The 20,224-nt window shown below is 36.3% G+C and carries 20 protein-coding genes, 1 pseudogene and 2 riboswitches; of the genes and pseudogenes, 6 read left to right on the top strand and 15 right to left on the bottom strand.

The annotated features are described in order from the left end of the window. Nucleotides 1-117 precede the first annotated feature (117 nt). Nucleotides 118-217, bottom strand: a riboswitch (SAM riboswitch). Between the two features lie 125 nt (nt 218-342). The 4 genes from ABH968_RS21270 to ABH968_RS21255 form a co-directional block, all read right to left on the bottom strand. Further along, entirely contained in the window at nt 343-1,731 is a 1,389-nt protein-coding gene (locus ABH968_RS21270; RefSeq protein WP_370047224.1) for a protoporphyrinogen oxidase, read from the bottom strand. Between the two features lie 260 nt (nt 1,732-1,991). Beyond that, entirely contained in the window at nt 1,992-3,281 is a 1,290-nt protein-coding gene (locus ABH968_RS21265; protein WP_370047222.1) for a protoglobin domain-containing protein, read from the bottom strand. 641 nt (nt 3,282-3,922) lie between these two features. Then, nucleotides 3,923-5,209 (bottom strand): SEL1-like repeat protein, encoded by a 1,287-nt coding sequence (locus ABH968_RS21260; protein ID WP_370047220.1) that lies wholly within the window; start codon nt 5,207-5,209, stop codon nt 3,923-3,925. Nucleotides 5,210-5,268: 59 nt separating this feature from the next. Next, entirely contained in the window at nt 5,269-6,282 is a 1,014-nt protein-coding gene (locus tag ABH968_RS21255) for a YdcF family protein (protein WP_370047218.1), read from the bottom strand. 316 nt (nt 6,283-6,598) lie between these two features. Here ABH968_RS21255 and ABH968_RS21250 point away from each other — a divergent pair, with 316 nt between their 5' ends. Together ABH968_RS21250 and ABH968_RS21245 are read left to right on the top strand one after the other, a co-directional pair. After that, a complete protein-coding gene (locus ABH968_RS21250) occupies nt 6,599-7,060 on the top strand; it encodes a hypothetical protein (RefSeq protein WP_370047216.1) in 462 nt (153 codons plus the stop codon). Beyond that, nucleotides 7,048-7,335, top strand: a complete 288-nt coding sequence (locus tag ABH968_RS21245; protein WP_370047214.1) for a DUF2653 family protein — start codon at nt 7,048-7,050, stop codon at nt 7,333-7,335. Before ABH968_RS21250 ends, ABH968_RS21245 begins: the two co-directional genes overlap by 13 nt. Nucleotides 7,336-7,372: 37 nt before the next feature. On the opposite strand, the gene ABH968_RS21240 is transcribed toward ABH968_RS21245, so the two are convergent. The 4 genes and pseudogenes from ABH968_RS21240 to ABH968_RS21225 form a co-directional block, all read right to left on the bottom strand. After that, nucleotides 7,373-7,756, bottom strand: a complete 384-nt coding sequence (locus ABH968_RS21240; protein WP_370047212.1) for an ion channel — start codon at nt 7,754-7,756, stop codon at nt 7,373-7,375. Between the two features lie 313 nt (nt 7,757-8,069). Beyond that, on the bottom strand, nt 8,070-9,692 hold the full coding sequence (locus ABH968_RS21235) for an S-layer homology domain-containing protein (protein WP_370047210.1): 1,623 nt from the start codon (nt 9,690-9,692) through the stop codon (nt 8,070-8,072). 291 nt (nt 9,693-9,983) lie between these two features. Further along, a pseudogene (locus tag ABH968_RS21230) lies at nt 9,984-11,146 on the bottom strand (endonuclease Q family protein). Nucleotides 11,147-11,218: 72 nt separating this feature from the next. Continuing rightward, complete coding sequence (locus tag ABH968_RS21225) at nt 11,219-11,389, bottom strand: hypothetical protein (protein WP_370047208.1); 171 nt, start codon at nt 11,387-11,389, stop codon at nt 11,219-11,221. Nucleotides 11,390-11,535: 146 nt separating this feature from the next. Between ABH968_RS21225 and ABH968_RS21220 the strand changes: the two genes are divergently transcribed. The 3 genes from ABH968_RS21220 to ABH968_RS21210 all read left to right on the top strand — a co-directional run bounded on the left by ABH968_RS21220 (nt 11,536) and on the right by ABH968_RS21210 (nt 12,844). Beyond that, nucleotides 11,536-12,114, top strand: a complete 579-nt coding sequence (locus tag ABH968_RS21220) for a TetR/AcrR family transcriptional regulator (RefSeq protein ID WP_370047206.1) — start codon at nt 11,536-11,538, stop codon at nt 12,112-12,114. A 62-nt stretch (nt 12,115-12,176) separates the two neighbouring features. Next, on the top strand, nt 12,177-12,530 hold the full coding sequence (locus tag ABH968_RS21215) for a DMT family transporter (RefSeq protein WP_370047204.1): 354 nt from the start codon (nt 12,177-12,179) through the stop codon (nt 12,528-12,530). Continuing rightward, nucleotides 12,530-12,844, top strand: coding sequence for a DMT family transporter (locus tag ABH968_RS21210; RefSeq protein WP_370047203.1), 315 nt, complete (start codon nt 12,530-12,532; stop codon nt 12,842-12,844). Before ABH968_RS21215 ends, ABH968_RS21210 begins: the two co-directional genes overlap by 1 nt. 455 nt (nt 12,845-13,299) lie before the next feature. Here the strand turns inward: ABH968_RS21210 and ABH968_RS21205 are convergent, their stop codons facing one another. Together ABH968_RS21205 and ABH968_RS21200 are read right to left on the bottom strand one after the other, a co-directional pair. Beyond that, a complete protein-coding gene (locus ABH968_RS21205) occupies nt 13,300-14,094 on the bottom strand; it encodes a heme ABC transporter ATP-binding protein (protein ID WP_370047201.1) in 795 nt (264 codons plus the stop codon). A gap of 5 nt (nt 14,095-14,099) precedes the next feature. Further along, nucleotides 14,100-15,146, bottom strand: coding sequence for a FecCD family ABC transporter permease (locus ABH968_RS21200; RefSeq protein ID WP_370047199.1), 1,047 nt, complete (start codon nt 15,144-15,146; stop codon nt 14,100-14,102). Nucleotides 15,147-15,291: 145 nt separating this feature from the next. Then, nucleotides 15,292-15,484, bottom strand: a riboswitch (cobalamin riboswitch). Nucleotides 15,485-15,656: 172 nt separating this feature from the next. Here ABH968_RS21200 and ABH968_RS21195 point away from each other — a divergent pair. Beyond that, complete coding sequence (locus ABH968_RS21195; RefSeq protein ID WP_370047197.1) at nt 15,657-16,253, top strand: biotin transporter BioY; 597 nt, start codon at nt 15,657-15,659, stop codon at nt 16,251-16,253. Nucleotides 16,254-16,861: 608 nt separating this feature from the next. Here the strand turns inward: ABH968_RS21195 and ABH968_RS21190 are convergent. From ABH968_RS21190 to ABH968_RS21170, 5 genes are all read right to left on the bottom strand, one after another. Beyond that, nucleotides 16,862-17,404 (bottom strand): NADPH-dependent FMN reductase, encoded by a 543-nt coding sequence (locus ABH968_RS21190; RefSeq protein WP_370047195.1) that lies wholly within the window; start codon nt 17,402-17,404, stop codon nt 16,862-16,864. Nucleotides 17,405-17,467: 63 nt separating this feature from the next. Further along, a complete protein-coding gene (locus tag ABH968_RS21185) occupies nt 17,468-18,085 on the bottom strand; it encodes a nitroreductase family protein (protein WP_370047194.1) in 618 nt (205 codons plus the stop codon). A 90-nt stretch (nt 18,086-18,175) separates the two neighbouring features. After that, nucleotides 18,176-19,159, bottom strand: coding sequence for a ring-cleaving dioxygenase (locus ABH968_RS21180; RefSeq protein WP_370047192.1), 984 nt, complete (start codon nt 19,157-19,159; stop codon nt 18,176-18,178). Nucleotides 19,160-19,209: 50 nt separating this feature from the next. Further along, nucleotides 19,210-19,644, bottom strand: coding sequence for a MarR family winged helix-turn-helix transcriptional regulator (locus ABH968_RS21175; RefSeq protein WP_370047190.1), 435 nt, complete (start codon nt 19,642-19,644; stop codon nt 19,210-19,212). A gap of 248 nt (nt 19,645-19,892) precedes the next feature. Continuing rightward, entirely contained in the window at nt 19,893-20,069 is a 177-nt protein-coding gene (locus ABH968_RS21170; RefSeq protein ID WP_370047188.1) for a YusW family protein, read from the bottom strand. Between the last annotated feature and the right edge of the window lie 155 nt (nt 20,070-20,224).

Below are 20,224 nucleotides of genomic sequence, written 5' to 3'. Positions count from 1 at the left end.
CCGGAGGCTTTAACTTCTTTCGGCGGTTGTTTGGACACCCGCTGAAAGAAGTTAAAATAAAAAAGCCTTCTTTTATAAAAAAAGAAGGCTTTTACGTCGTTTCGTAATTGTTTTTCCTTCTCATCTTCGACACAACGGTCTTCTGGATTTAGCACCTGACAATAAGTTGGTTGCTGAAGCTTCATAGGGCCAGTCCCTCAGCTTCTCTTGATAAGAATTTAGTATGAATTTTTTAAATAATTAAAAGAATCATATCCTTTACGAATGATTGAGTCAAGACTATTTCACAGAACAAAGGATAATTTTTACGAAAAATATTATATTTTGATTTATTTTAAACAATTACGATAGTTTTCCAGCAAGTTCCTCACCAATTTTTTTACCATTTTGAATACATGCACCTATGCCTACTCCAAAATAAGAGCATCCCGCTATAGTTAAATTTGGATAGTTTTTCTCAAGCTCTTGTACAAGACCTTGCAACGCTTCACGATGTGCCAAGTCATACTTTGGCATCTGGTCGATCCATTTTGTCACGTCAACAATAGTTGGCGTTTCCTCAATCCCCAAGCTTTTTCTTACATCCTCTAGGGCAACAGTTGCTAACTCTTCATCTGTCATCACACGTAATCTCTCATACTCAGGGTTAATGCTCTTATAAAAAAGTCGTACAAGTAATTTTCCTTCTGCTGAGGTGTGTTTCCACTTGCGACTTGTCCACGTTGCTGCATTACAAATAACACCCGAATTATGTGACACAATATAGCCTGTTCCATCTGCTGGTAATCTATTATCGGGTACATCAAATCCTAAGTAAATTGTAATGGCGGATGCAGTATTGAATTGTTCAAAATATCTGTTCAAAGATGCATCCTGTAATAAGCTTTGTACTGATTCATTTGGCAGTGCCATTACAACATGATTTGCTTCCATCATTTTACCGTTTGCTAAAGTAACAGAATATTGATTCTCCTGCTTTTTAACACTAATAGTGGCAACTCCTTTTATAATTTCTACATCCGTTAATGTTTCTTCAAGTCGATCTATTAGTGATGATAAACCATTTTTAAATGAAATAAATTTTTTATTGGCAGCTTTCACGAATTGTTCTCTGTTTGCATCGAAACCTTTAATAATACTACCGTAATCGTTTTTGTAATCGATTAAATACGGTAAAGTGGAAGCAATTGAAAGTTGATTTAGATCTCCAGAATATACACCTGCAAGTACGGGTGCTATTTGGTTTTGAACAAGCTCCTCACCTAAATAATACGTTAAAAATTCCCCAATTGAACTTTCCTTTGTAAACTCTTCATTTGGCATTGTTAAATCCTTTAATGCTTCTTTTTTGCCTTCCTCTGATACAAGTGTGCTTTCCTCAAGTGATTGTAAGCTCATAGGAATACCGAACGTTGAGTCTGCGGGGATGGCATGTAGCTCATTATTTGTGTAAATATACGAAATACCTGTTTCGTTGTACACAAGATTTTGTTCGAAATTTAGTTCCTCTACTAACTCCATGACACCTTTATGACGCGCTACAATAGAATCTGCTCCAGTTTCCATGATGAATCCCTGTTCATATGCAGAGTGAAGCTTGCCACCAAGGTACGTATTTTTTTCAACAAGTACAAGTTTTACATCTAAGTTTTTCTCCTGAACTTGGCGTTGTAAATAATGCATCGTACACAATCCCGTAATTCCGCCACCTAATACAACAACTGTTTTCATATTAACCGCCCCTATTTTTAGTTCTTTATTCAGTATAAACTTTTTTTATCGAAAATTACGTTAAACCCTTTACAAATTTAGCAAAAATGGAGCTATCCAGCGCATTGGATAGCTCCATTTTTTTCTATATATTTGCTAGAGGCGTTTTTCTACCTAAAGGATATTATATATTGACAGTTGATATAGTGTTATTTGTGCCCTAAAGTGTGTAGCGCCTAAAGAAATAGGAAACAACATTTTTCTTTGCCTTTTGCTTATCTCTAACTTAAATTTTGTGTAAAGCTAGCTAATTTTCCAGCTGAATTTTTCACTTCGTTAAAAGCAATACCTAATTCACTTAGTACTTCTACTATTGCTTGTACTTCTTTTTCCATCCGACCATTTTGATCTTTAGCCTCGGTCATAGCTTCTAATATGTTAGTAAATTGTCCTTCCGTTTGAACCATATTTTCCTCACCAGAGGCTACCTCTTCTTGAATATTACTAAGCGAATGAACAAGATTATCTGTCCGCTCATTCGTTTTATGTAGTAACGTCGCTACCGATGTGACAGATTCCTTTGTTTGAATCGATAGTTTCCGTACTTCATCTGCAACAACACTAAAGCCTTTACCCGCTTCTCCAGCACGAGCCGCTTCTATTGCCGCATTTAAAGCCAACAAGTTTGTTTGATTAGCAATATTTGTCACAACATTCATAATCGATTCCATTTCCTTTGACATATCTGTTAACTGTGCAATATTTTCCGCTATATCATCAAGCGAATAAATAATATTACTCATATTTTGCGATTGACTCTTTAACCGTTCACGACCTTCTAATGCCTGACTCTCAGCCATAGTCGACACTTGAAGTGATTTTTTCGCTAGTTGTTTAATCTCATCTGATTGTCCACTTAAGCGATGAAATGAATTGTTCGTTTCCTGAGATATTGTGGCAAGACCTTCCGAAGACTCTACGATTTCTTGCTCTATCGCTTCTTTTCTACGTTCCATTTTTTCATGAAGTTGTTCAATTGTGTGCTCAAACGCCTCTAAAACTAACTGTTGCTCAAAATTAGAAATTTTTGAGATGGCTCGAATTGTATTAAGCTGATCCATTGGATGATTAATATGTTCTTCAACCAAATCAATAAATGATGCTGTTAAATCTTGAAAGGCGCAAATATACCATTGTGTTTTAAGCCCGATATGGACATGCACTTTAGCAATTTTAATTCGTCTTTGATAAAATTCATCATCAATCGTACCATTAAACATTTCAATAATATGACGTCGTAATGTAATTTTCAGCTTCTCCACGGAACTATGTCTATTAATAATATCTACTAAACTACGTTCAGTTACAATCATTTCATAAAAACGATTAACAATATTATCAATAGTGCCTTCTACAAAAGGTTGAAAGGCTTTTAAATATTGTAAATCCCGCTTTGTCAATTTAAGTAAATCAATTTGCTTTTTTATTGAATGGCAATTCGCTATATCCATTTTTACAATGTATTGCTCTAAATCTAACGCGGTTGTCTTTCTCTGTTTTTGAAAAATCACACATTTACCCTCTTTCATGCCGTGTACTTTTGAAAAGCTGAGAAAAATCTAATTCCGTCACCCAAAATATAAGAGGTCAGGAAGGCTCCATCTGTGACACTATTCCCCAAGTAGTCACCTAACCTCACTCCAATCAACTTATATATAGTATATGTTTTAATAAATGTCATCCCTAACTTTTGGTGATAAGCCCAGGTTGTTCGTTAGCCATCATTAACTATTTACATTATTTATGACGCTGATTTCTGTTTCAGGCTACAATTTAATAGATACTGTTACTAACTACCCTTTCAAAATCCCTCATATACCTTATACATTTTATAAATAGCTGTCAATTTTTATATATACATTTTTTACCATTAATTGTACGAAAATACCTATTGTCTTACTTAGTGTCCAAAGTAGAAAAAAAAGCTACCACAATACTTTTGGGTAGCCAATTTACATCATATCTGTTTTTTTTATGCTTATTTTTTCCTTGTTTTAGTTTGTAGTACTATCGCTTTATTATATTACTATTTTTACAATCAGTTAATAATAGTAATATACACCTATCTTATATCTCGAAAAGAATACCTAAGGCTTATACAAAAAAGTTGATATTCGAATCTAAATGCCTATTATTTTTTAATTAAAAACACTTACATTCCTTTTAATTCTTGCAGTAAATTTGCAGCTTCCTCACTTCCTGCATTTGCTGCAAGTCCATACCACTTTATAGCCTCTTTAATATTTCTAGCTATTCCTTCCCCTTTATTGTATATGTGCCCTAGTTGTAATTTAGCCTCCAAATCACCTTGAAGAGCAGCCTGTTTAAACCAATGAATACCCTTTTCAATATTTCGTATACCTGTTAACCCTTGGCTCCAAATATAGCCCAAATCATAAAAGGCATCGACATGATATTGCTCTGCAGCTCTTTCATACCAATATAATCCACGGTTCACATCTTTAGGTCGCCCTAAGTATCCCTCTAAATAGATTCCTCCAAGCCTGTATTGTGCCTCAACATAGCCTGCTTCTGCAGATTTTTTATAGTAGCTACATGCTTGCTCCTCGTCTTTGTCGGTTCCTAATCCCTGCTCGTAAATAATTCCGAGTGTAAACATGGCCTCTGCCACACCTTTTTGAGCGGCGAAGTCGAACCAATTCTTCGCAAGTACCAAATTTTCTGGTACCCCCTCACCGTTAAAATACATATCTGCTAAATTATTTGCAGCATCTGGATGCCCTTGCTTCGCTGCAGCTTCATACAATGAAAAAGCCATATTATAGTTTTCTTGAACGCCTATACCTTCAAAATAAAAATTACCAAGTGCATATTGTGCATCGGCATTACCTTGTGATGCTGCTAACTCAAACCACTTTACTGACTTTTCTGGTTGGAAATATTCGCCGTCAATTGCACTATAATATTCTCCAAGCTGAAATTGTGCATCGGCATCCTGTTCCTCGATGGCATCTTTGTATAAGTCAATGATTACCTCATGATCTAGATCTTCTTCGTCAAACGCCTCAACCTGTTCATTTTGGTGAACAAAATACCATTCCAATATATCAAGTACATCATCAACAACTTCATTGTAATTGGATAACTTTTCCAGCGAAGAAATTTGCCAAATAAAAATATAGATAGGGAGTGGAATTGCATCACGCAATAAATCATCATATTCAGCTAAAAGCGTTAGCACATTCTCCTGTACTGACTGTGTCTGTTCTGGATGTATAATTTGTAAGTGTCGTTGTTGATTTTTTTTCAAAAGTCCTCGAACAACTTGATATAATATTTTGTGCAAGGCTGCTAATTGTACTTGTTCGACTGTTATCAAATTAATGTTTTGCACAAACCATGTATCTTGTGTTTGCGTGAGCTTTTGTAGGGATACAATTCGCTCTTTATTTTGTTTTGCTAAAAATTGTCCATACATTTGTTTTCCCCCTTGCACTCTATCTTGCCACTATTATATGGAAGACAGTTCTAAATTGGTTACACATATGCTCTCAAGATTAATCCAATAAACAATGTAATGAACAAAAAGACAGTGACATGAATCCATTTATACATTTCTAATAAGCCGATAAATTCACGCGTAAATGCATTAGGTACATAATAAAAGGCAGTCTTCGAACCAACACCTTGTGCATCAAGCTTCGCCTTTTTGGCATAAATACTTGCACGAAAAACATGAAAATTATTCGTTACGAATAAGGATCGATATTTTTTTCCTTGAGCATGCTTATCCATAATTTTTTTGGAGAATGCCATATTTTGTTCAGTATTTGTAGATTGATCTTCCATTAATACTTTTTGAGCAGGTATTTGATGTTCGTCAACAATATATTTTTTCATAGCATATGCTTCTGATACTTTCTCATCACTGCCCTGTCCACCTGAGACGATAATGTAAGGTCGTTCACCATATTTTTGAAATTGCTTTACTGCCTCATCTAAACGGCTAGCTAAAAGTGGTGGCACTTTATCTCCGATTAGTCCTGACCCTAGCACAATAATATAATTAGGCTCATAAAGGATAGGCGTAAAATGATATAGCGTGGCATAGGCCATTATGCTTGTATATAAAAACATTGTATAGCCAAAAACTAAAAACGCATAGAAGAAAAGAATATGCCAAATTTCATGTTCGATATTCGTAAAGATTACAAATACATACCAAATCATCATGATAAAAAAGCTCAAGCCAAAAACAGCTAACAATAGATTACGAACTTTACGTCCTTCTTTTTCAAGTAAAACTTTACTATTAAAAAACGTAGCTATCGATAAAATAAACATCATACTCGGGAAACTTCCAAGTATAATGACAATACCCATCTTCGGCATAATTCCCTGCTCATTCGGGAGAAATAAAGGGTGACTAATTATTGCGCTTAAAATAAACATCCCTAAAAGACCAAGAACTACTGCATTTAGAAAACGTCTTTTTTCCGTTATATATAACATTAAAAAAATTGAAATTAATAGTAATAATGTTGAAATCATCGTTTCACTCCTTTCTTTTTATATACCATTTTTAGGGCTTATCATCATAAAGCGAAATTGATTTCCGTTCCGCCTGAGCCCGTCGTCTAGCCTCTACTACAATCAACTATTTACATAGCATACGTTATAAGCGCATGTTCAACTTTTGGCGATAATCATTTTTTACCAATTTCTACTGACACTAATTGTTCAAATTTGTTGTTATACCTAAATTAATAAAAGCGATTATTTTATTTTTCGGGATGATTCATGTAAAATTACTATATAAGAACTAGTTTATGACAAAACTAAAAATTATATTGGAGGAATGTAAGTAATGAAAAAAATTCTTGCCGCTCTTTTTGCAGCGACACTTATGTTTGCGACTGTTGGTGCAACATTGTTCATCTCAGATACACCAACTGCAGAAGCTAAATCCTATAAGTCAGGTAAAAAAGGCTTCTCAAACAATAATAATAACAATAGCTCAAATTTCCAAAAATCTCAGGATAAATCTAAAGACCAAAATAATGCAACAACAAATAAAAACACAAACAAAACGGATTCAACAGCTAAGAAAGGTGGCTTCTTCTCAGGCGGCCTTATGAAAGGCTTAATGCTTGGTGGCTTAGCTGGCTTACTTTTCGGAAGTCTTTTCAGTGGTATGGGTATGCTTGGTAATATTTTAGGCTTATTAATTAACGTTGCAGCCATCATGGTTATCGTAATGCTAGTTGTAAAAATTGTTAATATGTTTAAAGATAAAAAACGTAAAGAGGAAGCACAATGGCACAAGTAATTAATGAGCAAGATATTATAAATGCAATTTGCTTATCACAAGCCTACTATAAAAACATTCGCCCTGAGGATGTACTTGTTGAACTAACATACGATGATGACACAGGCTTTGGTGCAGAAGTTGAAGTTAATGGTAAAATCGAGATGTTCGATACAGCAGCAATGATTGGCGCACTACGTGTATGGATTAAAGATGTCCTACATGGTGATCCATTTTCAACAGGCATCGAACTCGTCCTAGACGATGAAGAAGGCATCATGGCTAACCTATCGTAAATAAGTAAAGAATAGCAGATCAATAAATCTTAAAGATTTATTGATCTGCTTTGTTAATTCCCAAGACTTTTTTTGCTTGTTCTTTCTTTTCTTCCTCAATCGAAAAATCGACTATTGATCGACCGAGCATTAATAGCGTAATAAACATGACGCCTGTTCCAACGATTAAATAAATCATCGTAAATATCTTTGAAAAATGACTAGTAGGGTACAGTCCGGTCTCAATACCTGTTGGAATTAAACTCACTACTGAAAAATACATGGCATCAAGCCAATACCAACCTTCCGCCCCTTTATAAAACATAGTTCCTGAAAAAATGATAAAAAATAATGTTGTAAACAGAGATAGAAACTGCGGACGCTTGAATGACCTCCACATGCCTACTAACAATCTTTTCGCAGATAAAATAAATGACAGCATCCCATTCTCCTTTTGATCAATTTTCACTTCAGCATTATTACAATTCTAATTTGGTTCATCGCCATAATGTAGGGTTGATTTCCGTTCCGGCTGGGCGCTTTCTTGGGGGCGTCCGATGAGCCGCTTATCCCTGAGGAGTCGCCCAGCCTCCACTCCAATCAACTTATCCACATGGTATATATTTTAACAATTGTCATCCCCAACTTTTGATGATGAACCCCTAAATTGTACAAGATATTCATCGCAATAAAAATAACATATGTAAACGTCAAAAGGTAGAGATTTCTATTTACAATCTCTACCTTAAATTATTTTACTTCTTTAATAGACTGTTAAAATTCACAAATATTTTTGCTGCATGGCTACGTTTTGTAGGAGATTCAGGTGAAAATTCCCCTTCGTTACCTCTAACAATATCAAGCTCATATAACATTGTTATTGCATGTTTTGTTTCTTCATTGTAAGAGGCGATATCAGAAAATGGTGCTTTTCCTTTTACAGCATAAGGTTGCTTTTGTTGATGCTCATAAGCACGATTAATCATTACTGCTAATTGAGCGCGAGTAACTGGTAGTCCTGGATTAAACTTCCCATTGGTTCCCTTAATTAGCCCATACGCATAAGCTGCTGCAATTTCTGACTGAGTTCCGATATCATAGCTTGCTATGTCAGTAAATGGTGCCTGTTCCTTCGTTGTTAAGCCTAGATTTCTAACAAGCATCGTAGCGGCCTGTGAACGAGTAACATTTTGCTCAGGTCTAAACGTACCATCTGCGTAACCTTTCATAATACCTTCTTCAGCTGCCTTCAGCATAAACTCCTTTGCCCAATGATTCTCTATATCAGTAAAGCTTAAAGTTCTTCCTGTAGTAAAAGTAACTGTTGGACTTTGAATACTTTCATGACCAGCTACATCAACCGCTTTAACAGCTACCGTGTATGCTGTATTCTCTGTTAAATTATCTAAAGTTATCGCAGTGGTCTCAGCATTTTGTGTGAATGTTAACTTACCATTGACATATACATTGTAACTAGTGACACCTACATTATCCGTCGCTTCCTGCCAGCTTATTTTTACAGTTGTGCTATCCTTCATATTTGCTTGGATCGTTTTTGATACATCCCATAACGTACTTGCTTTAATCGCTGGTAAAAACGCCTCGTTCGCTACTGCTAAATAGCCCGCTTCACTTAAATGAATATTTTCGGGATTAGGTAAATAACTTGGAACATCTTTTGCTACAATATCGTACGTCGGTACAAAGACGGCACCCGCTTTTTCAACTGTTGTTTTAATCGTTGCATTCATAACTTTTAATAGCATTATAAATTGTTTCTGTAAATCTTCACTATAATAAGGAAAAGAATTATAATAACCCATCACATAAACTTGAGCGTTCGGATTAAGCTTCTTAATTTCTTCTAAAATAGCAGCAATATTTTTTATTGCCTCTTGGGAAGCCTTTAACATCGCTGCTGCACTAATACCAGTTGTCTGAGACTCTTTTAAAATAGGTATTAAATCATTGGCACCGGCAGTTAAAGTAATGATTTCAGCCTCTTTAATAGATGTGCGAAGCTTTACCTTTTCACTTTGATAACCGAATCCTACCACTGGCTTTTCCACATTATTTTGTATATCTTCGAATACATCTTTCGTTGTATAGCCTGAATAAGCAAATCCCTTATTATAAGAAGTGATTAAACCATCTTGCTGTAAAGTTTGTGCAACAAAATCTGTATAACCTAACCCGATTATACCAACCTCATTCATTCCATGTGCTAAGGAATCGCCCAGTGCTACATAATCTGCTTGAACTACCCAACTTGGCGCTATGTAGTCTCTTTGTTCCTCAGCATTTACACCTATTGGTACTACTAGTTGTAATGCCAGAACGCTAGCCGCTAAAAATCGAAATTTCTTTGATAATTGCATACACCCACTCCTCCAATTTTTACTAATTACTAGTTTAATATATAGAGAATGAAAATGGGTTAAATAAGCTCCTCACCATAGCGTGTGGTTGATTTCCATTCCGACTAGGCGCTTTCCTGGGTGCGTCGGGGTAACAGGATGTTGGTCACGAAGGCGTTATCACAGGACGTGATGGTTTTTAGCCTTCGTTCCTCTATCGCTGATCCCCAAGGAGTCGCCTAGTCTCCACTCCAATCAACTAATAAATGGCATACGTTAATGTCATCCACAACTTTTGGTGAAGAGCCTTTTTTATTTCAGTTGAATCTTCCCATAAATGCCGCCACCACCAACCTCGATTGCCAATTGCCCCGTTCTTGCTAAATCGATCATCTTGGCAATTTTATGCGGCACGAGTTGTTCGAGTTGCTCTAGAGTAACTCGATGCAAGATGTTCATCTCTGTACCAAATGCTTGTACTAATCGGTCCATCATTTTTGGCCCTAATCCTGGAATAAAGTCTAGCGGTACTTGGTGAATATACGGTGGTCGTGCACGTTTATCTGTAACTTGCTCTGAAAGCTCCTTAATACGTGTTGCAACACCTTTTATAATTTGCGTGCTTTCACAGTTTGTACAGATTGTTGCTGAATTGCCAAGCTGCTCACCACATTTTGCACAGACAGTCTGATGATATTTACCAAGCAAAGGATTTAAGCCATAATTGGCTGTTACTGCTCGACCCTGCTGTTCATGTAGCGCCATCTTTAATTCTGTAAAATTTGCATTAGAAAGTCTTAATTTTTGATACTCACGTGCAATTTTCCCAAGTGAATGTGCATCAGAGTTACTGACAAATGTATATGCTTGCAGCTCTCTAATGTGACTCACCATATCGGAATCAGAGCTTAAACCAAGCTCTATCGCATCTATAAGCTGAGGGTCAAATACTTCTGTTAAACTACGATGTACGCCTTTACCGAATAAGCTTTTAAATGGTGTAAAAACATGAGCAGGAATAAAAAGCCCACCTAATTTATAAACCTTTTGCTGCACTGTTGGACCATCACAATAAATGCGCTGAGAGCTTAAATGAATATTTTTCATATGATTAGACATCCAATTTGAAAATTCCCTCATGAGCAAAAGAGTTGGAAAATAAGCCAGTACATCGGTCCAAGGCAATGCTGATCATAAATCTCAATTTCAGTACCTGGAATAAGTGTTGTTTCTTGAAAACGAAGCCCTCCCTGTTCTAACTCCTTCACTTCACCCTGCTCTATCATCTCTGCCATTTCATCCAGTACTTCTGGTGAATGACAATCAATAATTCCGATAATATCTAGTCCCTTTCTTGCACTTGAAGTCTCTAAAATTCTTGCTAACGTTAACGTTTTACTGCCTGTAATTTTAACAGCACGTCCACTTGAAGTGCGTCCAATATGAATATGTAAATCTGCATAGAAATCCTGCATCATTGTAACCCCCTATTATTTTTTTAGATAAAATAAAAAGCCTCACATTGCTGCAAGGCATTTTATTCTAAATTATGATGGATGATTGCCGTGAGTATTATTATTTGATTCAAAGGCACCCGAGCCCTGTGATGGCATTGTCGAAGAATCATATGCCACTAATGTCACTCCCATGTTCTTTTCTAGCTCATTAATTTTTTCAAGCTGTTGCTGATCTAGTTGGGCAATTTTTATCTCTTCCATTTTCATCAAATCCTTTCACGAATAAAATTCCCCAAATAAGAACATATATACACAAAAATAATGACTGATTGTCAGTCATTTTTCTTTGACTTTATTTCAGATTTTTTGTAACATATTAAATAAGCAGGCTAAAAGCGAGGGATTTCATGTCAAAAGAAGAGAAAATTATTCAAGCTGCAATTGAAGTTTTCCGTGAAAAAGGAATTGAAAAGACAAAGGTTTCTGATATCGTAAAAGCTGCAGGTATTGCGCAAGGGACATTTTATCTTTATTTCCCATCTAGGCTTTCAGTTATGCCAGCCATTGCGAAAGTTATGGTTGAGAAAATTATTGCTGCTATTAACGATGGTATTTCAAAACAGGAGCCTTTTGCAAAGCAACTTGAAAAAGTAGTAGATATAATTTTTTCTCTAACAGAGGAATATCGAGATGTATTTGCACTTATCTATGCCGGTATTACACAAACTGAGCATATGAAAGAATGGGAAAATATATATGCTCCCTATTACGAATGGATGAATAATTTCTTATATGAAGCTCAACAACAAAGAACGATACGTGCTTCTCTAAATACTACACGTTCTTCTAAACTTATAATCGGTCTAGTAGAATCTGCCGCTGAACAAATTTATTTGTATGACGACAGTGAAGAAGAATCAATTAGACTTCAAAAGCTTGAGCTAATCGACTTTTTACATCATGCACTCGGTTTACGTCACGCCTAAGTGACGTTCTCTTTTACATCGAAAATGACTGAATGTCAGTCATAACAGAAAGGAAATTAACTATGCAAAAAGATTGGATTTATGTTGGATTAACTAGTTTGTTTGAATTGTTTTGGATATTTGGCTTTAATGTTGCCGATTCTTGGTGGCACTGGATTATTATTGTGTCCTTAATTGCGTTGGATTTTCATTTCTTATCGAAGGCTTGTGAAAATCTACCTACTGGCACCGTTTATGCCACTTTTGCTGGGGTCGGAACAATTGGTACTACATTAATGGACATTTTTATTTTTGACGGTGAGTTTAATGCTATTAAAGGCATTTTCATGTTTATTTTAGTACTGGGTGTTATTGGTCTTAATTTAGCTGATAACCCTTCAAGAGATCATGATGAAAAGAAAGGAGCTAATGCATAATGGGTTGGTTACTTGTTTTACTAGCTGCAATTTCAGAAATTATCGGTGTTGTAGGTTTACGCTTTTATAGTCAGGAAAAAAACATACGTAATTTATTAATATATATAGGCGGCTTCGGAATGTCCTTTGTGCTTTTATATGCATCCTTTAACTATTTACAGCTAAGCATTGCCTATGTAGTTTGGGTTGGTATTGGTACAGTTGGTGCTGTTCTTGTGAATATTATATTCTTCGGTGAATCTAAAAACCTGACTCGAATTATTAGTATCATCGCCATTATTATTGGTGTGGCAGGCTTAAAAGCAGTATCTTAATTTGATTTGATTTCATTTCTTTATATTGTGGATATACCTTTTGAAATTAACTTTTTCGTTGAAACTTTATTTTATAACTATAGGTGTCTATTAAATAAAGTACAGCTCTTCGGCAAAACGAGGGGTTGATTTCAGTTCCGACTGGGCGCTTTGTCGCTGCCGCTTCGCTTTCGCGCAGATAAAACATTTGTTGCTGACGCTTCGCTTTCGCACAGAAAACATCCGCTACGCTGCAGGGTCTCGGGCCAACACGATGTTGGTCACGAAGGCATTATCACAGGATGTGATGGTTTTAGCCTTCGTTCCTCTATTGCTGATCCCCAAGGAGTCGCCCAGTCTCCACTCCAATCAACCACTTCGCTTAGCGTGTATCTTCTGGCATATCACTATAATTTATAGTGATAAACAATCCTCTAGATGCATTTATTTAAAAAATTTATTTCAATATGTATCAATCATGTAGTTTCTAAAGCTTGCTTCGCGAATTGCTCTGGGATATACATTAAATATGGTTTACCTGTAAGTGGATGTGTTTGAATATCGGCATAAACACCAAATACATCTTGTAATAATGCCGGTGTAAGTACTTCTTCTGGTGTTCCAAAACAAACAATTCGACCTTGTTGTAAAACATAAATTTGATCGCAATACATAGCTGCAATGTTTAAATCATGTATTGCAGCAACAACTGTTAAATGTAAGGTTTGGATTAAATCCATGAGCTGTAATTGATGCTGAATATCTAGATGATTTGTTGGCTCATCTAAAATCAGCACCTGCGCTTGCTGAGCGAGGGCACGAGCAACCATCACACGCTTTTTTTCTCCACCCGAAAGAGAGCTAAAACTACGTTTCTCTAAATGAGCGATACCTGTTTGGTTCAGTGCATCTTTTACAATTTGAAAATCTCGTTCTTGATCAAGCTCCAATAGTTTTTTATGGGGTGTTCTCCCCATACTCACTAAATCATGTACTGTAAAATCGAATAAGACTGGTGTTTCTTGACTCACAACTGCTAAATTTCGAGCAATGCTTTTACTCGGTTGCTTTAAAATATCCTGTTCATTTAATAATACTGTTCCACTTTCTGGTTTTAATAAACGATACATATTCTTTAATAGCGTTGACTTCCCACTACCATTAGGACCGATTAGACCAACAAATTGCTTGTCCTTTATTCGAATACTTACTTCATGTAATATACGTTCATCAGAAATGGAGAATGATACTTGTTTCGCTTCTAATGTCATATGTTTTAATCTCCTTCACCGAATGAATAATTGTTACTACGTAGCAGCCAAATGAAAAATGGACCTCCGCAAAAAGCTGTGATAATTCCAATTGGCATTTCCTCAGGGGCAATTAAAATTCGAGCAAGTGCATCTGCCCAAACTAAGAAAATCCCTCCTAATAATGCGCTAATCGGTATGACATATTTATGGTTTGAACCTACAATTAGCCGTACAATATGTGGAATGATTAAGCCGACAAATCCGATTGAGCCACTTACAGCAACAATCACACCAGTTAATAATGAAACTAATAAAATAAGCTGTATACGGAATTGTTGTAAGTTAACCCCTAATGTGACTGCTGCTTCTTCCCCAAGGAGTAATAAATTTAAGCTTCGATAGTGGAGCCATAACAAGGCAAATACTACAATAAAAATAATTGTAGGAATTAAAAGATTACCCCACTTAGCACCAGCTAGGCTTCCTAGCATCCAAAACATGACCGCCTTCATTCCGCCTTCTTGCTTCGACGTCATTAATATAAAGTTTGAAATAGCAGATAAAATAAAAGATACCGCCATCCCTGAAAGTAAAAGCCGAAAGACGGAAATCCTACCTCCAACACGTGATAAGAAGAAAACTAACCCCATTGCCGTGAGAGAACCTAAAAATGCAGATACAGAAAGAGCATAAACGCCTAGAAATGAAAAAGCACCTAAAATGATGACGGCTGTAGCACCAACCGTCGCTCCAGAGGAAATCCCTAAAATATATGGCTCTGCAATTGAATTACGAACAAGTGCTTGAATGGCTGCTCCAGCAATTGCCAAGCCTGCTCCTACAATAGCAGCGAGTAATACACGCGGAGCTCGGATTTGCCAAATGATAATTTCCTGTGCGCGACTCCAATCTTCTTCGATTGAATTTTGTATAATTGGGATTTTAGAAAGGATGACCTTCCATACATAAAGTGGCGTAACGGAAACCGATCCAACCATAATCGCAATTGTCATTGAAATGATAAGTACTAGAAATAGAGTCATTGATAGTAGTATAAATTTTTTATTCATCTGTTTATTAACTCCTATTCATTAAAATAAATGAAGAAACAAAAAGGGTATTCTATGCAAATGCGCATAGAAATACCCTTGATTAAACAACATCAGAAAGATTTCCTTCTACTATTGTCCGTAATTGCTTTCATCCTCGTGGGCATTACAGGAATTACTAATTGGCAGGTCTCCTGGCTTCGAATCAACGTTACTATGATTGCCTTCCCATTCTAGAACAGTGGCTAAATCATCATAGAACTCCTCTTTACAGTTGCGGGACAGCGTCGGATTTGCACCAACTTCCCTTTTAAGTGACACATTGTACAAGATGTCACACCATTAGCATCGAATATTTAAAATTATGACGATTCTATCATATATTTTAATAGTTAGTCTATAACTAACCATTATTTATCAAGTTAAGTAGGAAAAATACTTTTACGTTAACCAATAATAATTATTAAGTTGACACAAAATCATTATTTTTTTACACTAATATTATCAACATTACTTTTTAGGGGTGAACTAATGACAACAGTTGCGGAACACACGCATCACAAATTAAGAACAGTCGATCTTGCATACATTGGACTATTTTCAACATTGATGATGATAGGAGCTAATATTACGTCCATTGTACCTTTCATGATGGTTGGTGGAGTACCTATCACATTACAAACATTTTTTGCTATTTTAGCAGGGCTTATTCTTGGTAGTAGAAAAGGGGCACTCGCTTGTACTGTTTATATGTGTATCGGTTTAGCAGGTGCACCTGTATTTTCACGATTCAATGGAGGCTTTGGACAAATTATAAGTCCTACATTTGGTTTTATTGTCTCTTTTATAATAGCTGCATTTGTCGCAGGGCTTATTGTAGAACGCAGTGGAACGAAGAAAAGCTATGTAGTTGCAGCATTAGTTGCAACAGCTATTAATTATTTACTAGGCACAAATTGGATGTACTTTGCCTACAAGCTATGGGCTAGTGCTCCTGATGCTTTCACTTATAAGGTAGCATGGCTTTGGATGATGCCTCCTTTACCAAAGGATATTATTTTAGCTATATTTGCGGGTATTTTTGCACATCGCCTTCAAAAGGTGTTAAAAATAATTCCGATTAAATAAAGGGTCATCATCATAACATGTAGTTGATTTCCGTTCCGACTGGGCGCTCTCCTGTTCTTTCTGTCGCTATGGCTCTTCTATCCGTCGCTTCAGTTGACTAACTAGTTTTTCTGCAGGAGTGTCGGGGTATTAACCTCTATCTTAAACCCAATAAATAAAAAAATGTCCCATAAGTATATTGCATACTTATGGGACATTTTTTATTTATCAATTATACCTCGGCATAATTCCGTGACATCCGCCAGAGGCTTTGGGCCAACAGATGTTTATTGTGCGAAAGCGTAGTGCTAACGTAGCGACAGCAAGGTGTTTTGTCTGTGCGAAAGCGAAGCGACAGCAAAAGGGTTTCATCTGTGCGAAAGCGAAGCGACAGCAAAAGGGTTTCATCTATGCGAAAGCGAAGCGACAGCAAAAGGGTTTCATCTGCGCGAAAGCGTAGCGGCAGCGGCAACAACATGATGTTGGTCACTCAGTCGTTGCCACAGGACGTGGCGTTCTTAGACTGAGTTCCTCTATTTCAGCAGGTGTTTGGACACCCACTGAAAAAGTAAATTAAACCCGCATTCATCTCACCACCTACAGAGGTGGGAGATGAATGCTGAAAAAAGTTAAACGTATTTTTTCACCCAGTTTAAGAAGTTATCAATAACTACATCTAGGAATTTGATAGTACCCTCATCTGTTAAATTGCCTTCAGTATCAAATTTAGTGTGTACTGCGCCAATATAAACATCATTACCACTAAGTAATGGTGAATTTACTCCAGGTGAGAATAATATATCTCGTAAATGTAATTGTGCCTTAACAGTACCTAAGTTACCCATTGATGCCCCCATCATGAATGATGGCTTGCCAATCATTACTTTATCAACGCGAGATAACCAATCGATGGCGTTAACCATAACACCTGGCACTGTGCCATTATATTCTGGAGTCAGCCAAAGAACTGCATCTGCCTCTTTTACTTTTGCTTTAAAATCTAATACTGTTTGCGGTGCTTCATTTTCGATATCTTGGTTATACATTGGTAGGTCTTTTAAGCTTAATACTTCAAGATCCAATTTCTCTGCATAACGCTTTTGAATAAATTTCGCTAATTGCAAATTATAAGATTCATTACGGATACTACCTACGATTGCTACTACTTTCACAATATTTCCTCCTAAATGTGCATTAAATTTATTTTTTGTAAAGCACTTTTATTTTATACCGACCTAATAGTAGGTTGCAAATTCCTCAACTGGTTTACGATAACCACGTAAACGGCGACTAGTTTCTTTTTCTTTACCTATAGTAATCATTAGTGCAATTTCATGTGTTTCTGGCACGTTAAAAAGTGCTCTCATTTGTTGTTGATCAAAGCCGATCATTGGACATGTATCCCATCCACGATTTTTAGCTGCCAACATAAATAACATAGCTGAAAGTGAAGCGTTACGAATAGCTTCCTCCTTCTTAAATTCCTCGCCACGTTCTTCATAAAATTTAGTATTTTCATCGACAATATTTTCTAACTCACAAGCATTAATAATGCCTAAGTCTACCATCCCTTGATTAAGGTTAGCGGTGTTTTTATAGGCTTCTTTATCTCCTAAAACAAGTATAACTGCTGAGGCAGAGTGCACTTTATACTGCCCGTATGCCGCCTCTCTTATTTGTTCTTTTTTTTCTTCATCTAATACAACGATGTAATTGGCATGTTGTAAGTTAAAGGCTGATGGAGCAAGTTTAACATCCTCCAAAATGGGACGCATATCTTCTTCGCTCATCTTGATGCCCTCTATAAAGTTATTAGCAGAACGACGCTTATCTATTACCTTTGCAAATTCCATCTAACTGACCTCCAATCATTTTTCTGTTAAGAGTATGTAATTTCCATTCAACAGAGGCTTGTGTATCTCTGCTGAATGAAATAAAAAATATTACTCATATTCTTTATCGAACTTAATCGTACTTCTTACAGTGTCAATAGGGCGAACAAGCTTTTCAATTTGTGCACGCTTTGGCTCTAAAAATGGTGGCAACGATAATTTTTCACCTAAAGTTTCATAAGGCTCATCCCCCATAAATCCTGGGCCATCAGTAGCTAGCTCAAATAAAATTTGTGGTGCAACTCGTGCATAAAGGGATTCAAAGAAATGACGATTTACGTAACCGGAAGTATGGAAGCCAAAGCTTTCAAATCGTTCAGTCCATTCATTTAGTACTGCTCGATCCTCTACGCGGAATGCAGCATGATGTACTGTACCGAAGCCTTGACGAGCTACTGGTAAAACTGTGTTAAGTTCTACAACAATTTGTGCACCGTTTCCACCTTCGCCAACCTCAAATAGGTGGAAATCCCCTTCTTCCGCAATTTCTGTAAAGAGCATCACTTTTTCTAGCATCTCTTTGAAATATTTAAATTCAGCAACTCTCACAAAAACCGGACCTAAGCCTGTAATTGCATATTCAAGAGGAATCGGTCCATCTTGCCATGGAGTTCCTGATGCAACACCTGTATTGTTTTCATCAGAAATAAGTTGATATTGCTGATCGTCAAAATCGACGAAATATAAAGTTTTCTTGCCGAACTGCTCTTTAATACCTGTATGTTTAACATTTAATTGATCGAAACGTTTTACCCAATAGTCCAATGCCGCATCTGTTGGCACGCGGAATGAAGTTTTGGAAATTTCATTTGTTCCATGCACACCTTTTGGAATGTTTGGGAAATCGAAAAATGTCATATCGGTACCAGCGCTACCTTTATCATCTGCAAAGAATAAATGGTATGTTTGGATATCATCCTGATTAACCGTTTTTTTCACTAACCGCATCCCTAACACATAAGTAAAAAATTTATAATTCTCTTCAGCACTGCTTGTAATAGCAGTAACGTGGTGAATTCCTTTTAAATGATTCATTTTCTGTTCCTCCTATTTATCTCGAATTCGAGATATTTGCGTAAAATTTTTTATTTATTAACTGCGTTCAAACCAACCTTTTTCAGAGACAGAATCATTGTGTCCATCTCCTGTTGATCTAATACTTCAAAAATCTCGTTAATTTTTTGTTCATGCTTTGGAAATATTTCTTCCATCAACGTCTGTCCTTCATATGTTAATAAAACATATGTCACACGACGATCCTTCGGGCAAGCACGTCGATACACAAAACCTTTTTGTTCAAGCTTATCAATAACATACGTAATACTACTACTCGCGATTAAAATTTTCTTTCCAATCACTTGAATTGGCTGCTCACCATGGTGATATAAAAACTCAAGTACCGAAAATTCGGTTTGATTTAATTCGTATTGAAGTAAATCTCTCTTTGTTGCATCCTGAATCGTTTGATACGCCCGGAACATTACCGTAAAAGCTTTTAAATTACGATTGTCTTCCTTCATACGACTCCCTCTTTTCATTTACTTCGAATTCAATTATCTTTAATTCGAGATAATAATAACATATAAGCTTCTAAACAGCAATCCTTTTGTTTTACTGTAATCATCTAAAGTACAATGTTGGCTCATTTATTCGTGCCCTTACATGAGAGACGATAATCTAGCGAAATTAAAAGAGCCAGCAAACTCCACTTCAACCTCAATCGATTGGAAGTCTTAAGCAATATTAAATACTAATATTATCTGATCTATTACCTCAGCGTTTGGAGTAATGCCAGTTGCTTGAACAATGGTTCTAATTTTGTATAGGAAGCATCACCTTTAAGCTTTTCATTTTTACGTTCATCCTTTAACTTCGCCTCTACGCCAGATTTTTTATTTTCATATTCCACCTCATAAGACTCAGTTGCAGAATAATCAACAGCCAATGAAAACTCCAAAAAATTAAATGTTATTTGTTCAGTGGCAGTATCACCCACCTGCTGTCCAGCATTTTGTTAGTCGGAGCATTGGCAGTGACGTCTTGTACTTTTTCCTTATTACAACCCTAGAGTCCTACTGTCATTAACGAAACAACTAATGC

This window comes from Lysinibacillus sp. RC79 (assembly GCF_041262405.1).
Classification (GTDB): domain Bacteria; phylum Bacillota; class Bacilli; order Bacillales_A; family Planococcaceae; genus Lysinibacillus.
Note: the sequence above shows the minus strand (reverse complement) of the source record. Positions and strands in the feature narration are given on the sequence as shown.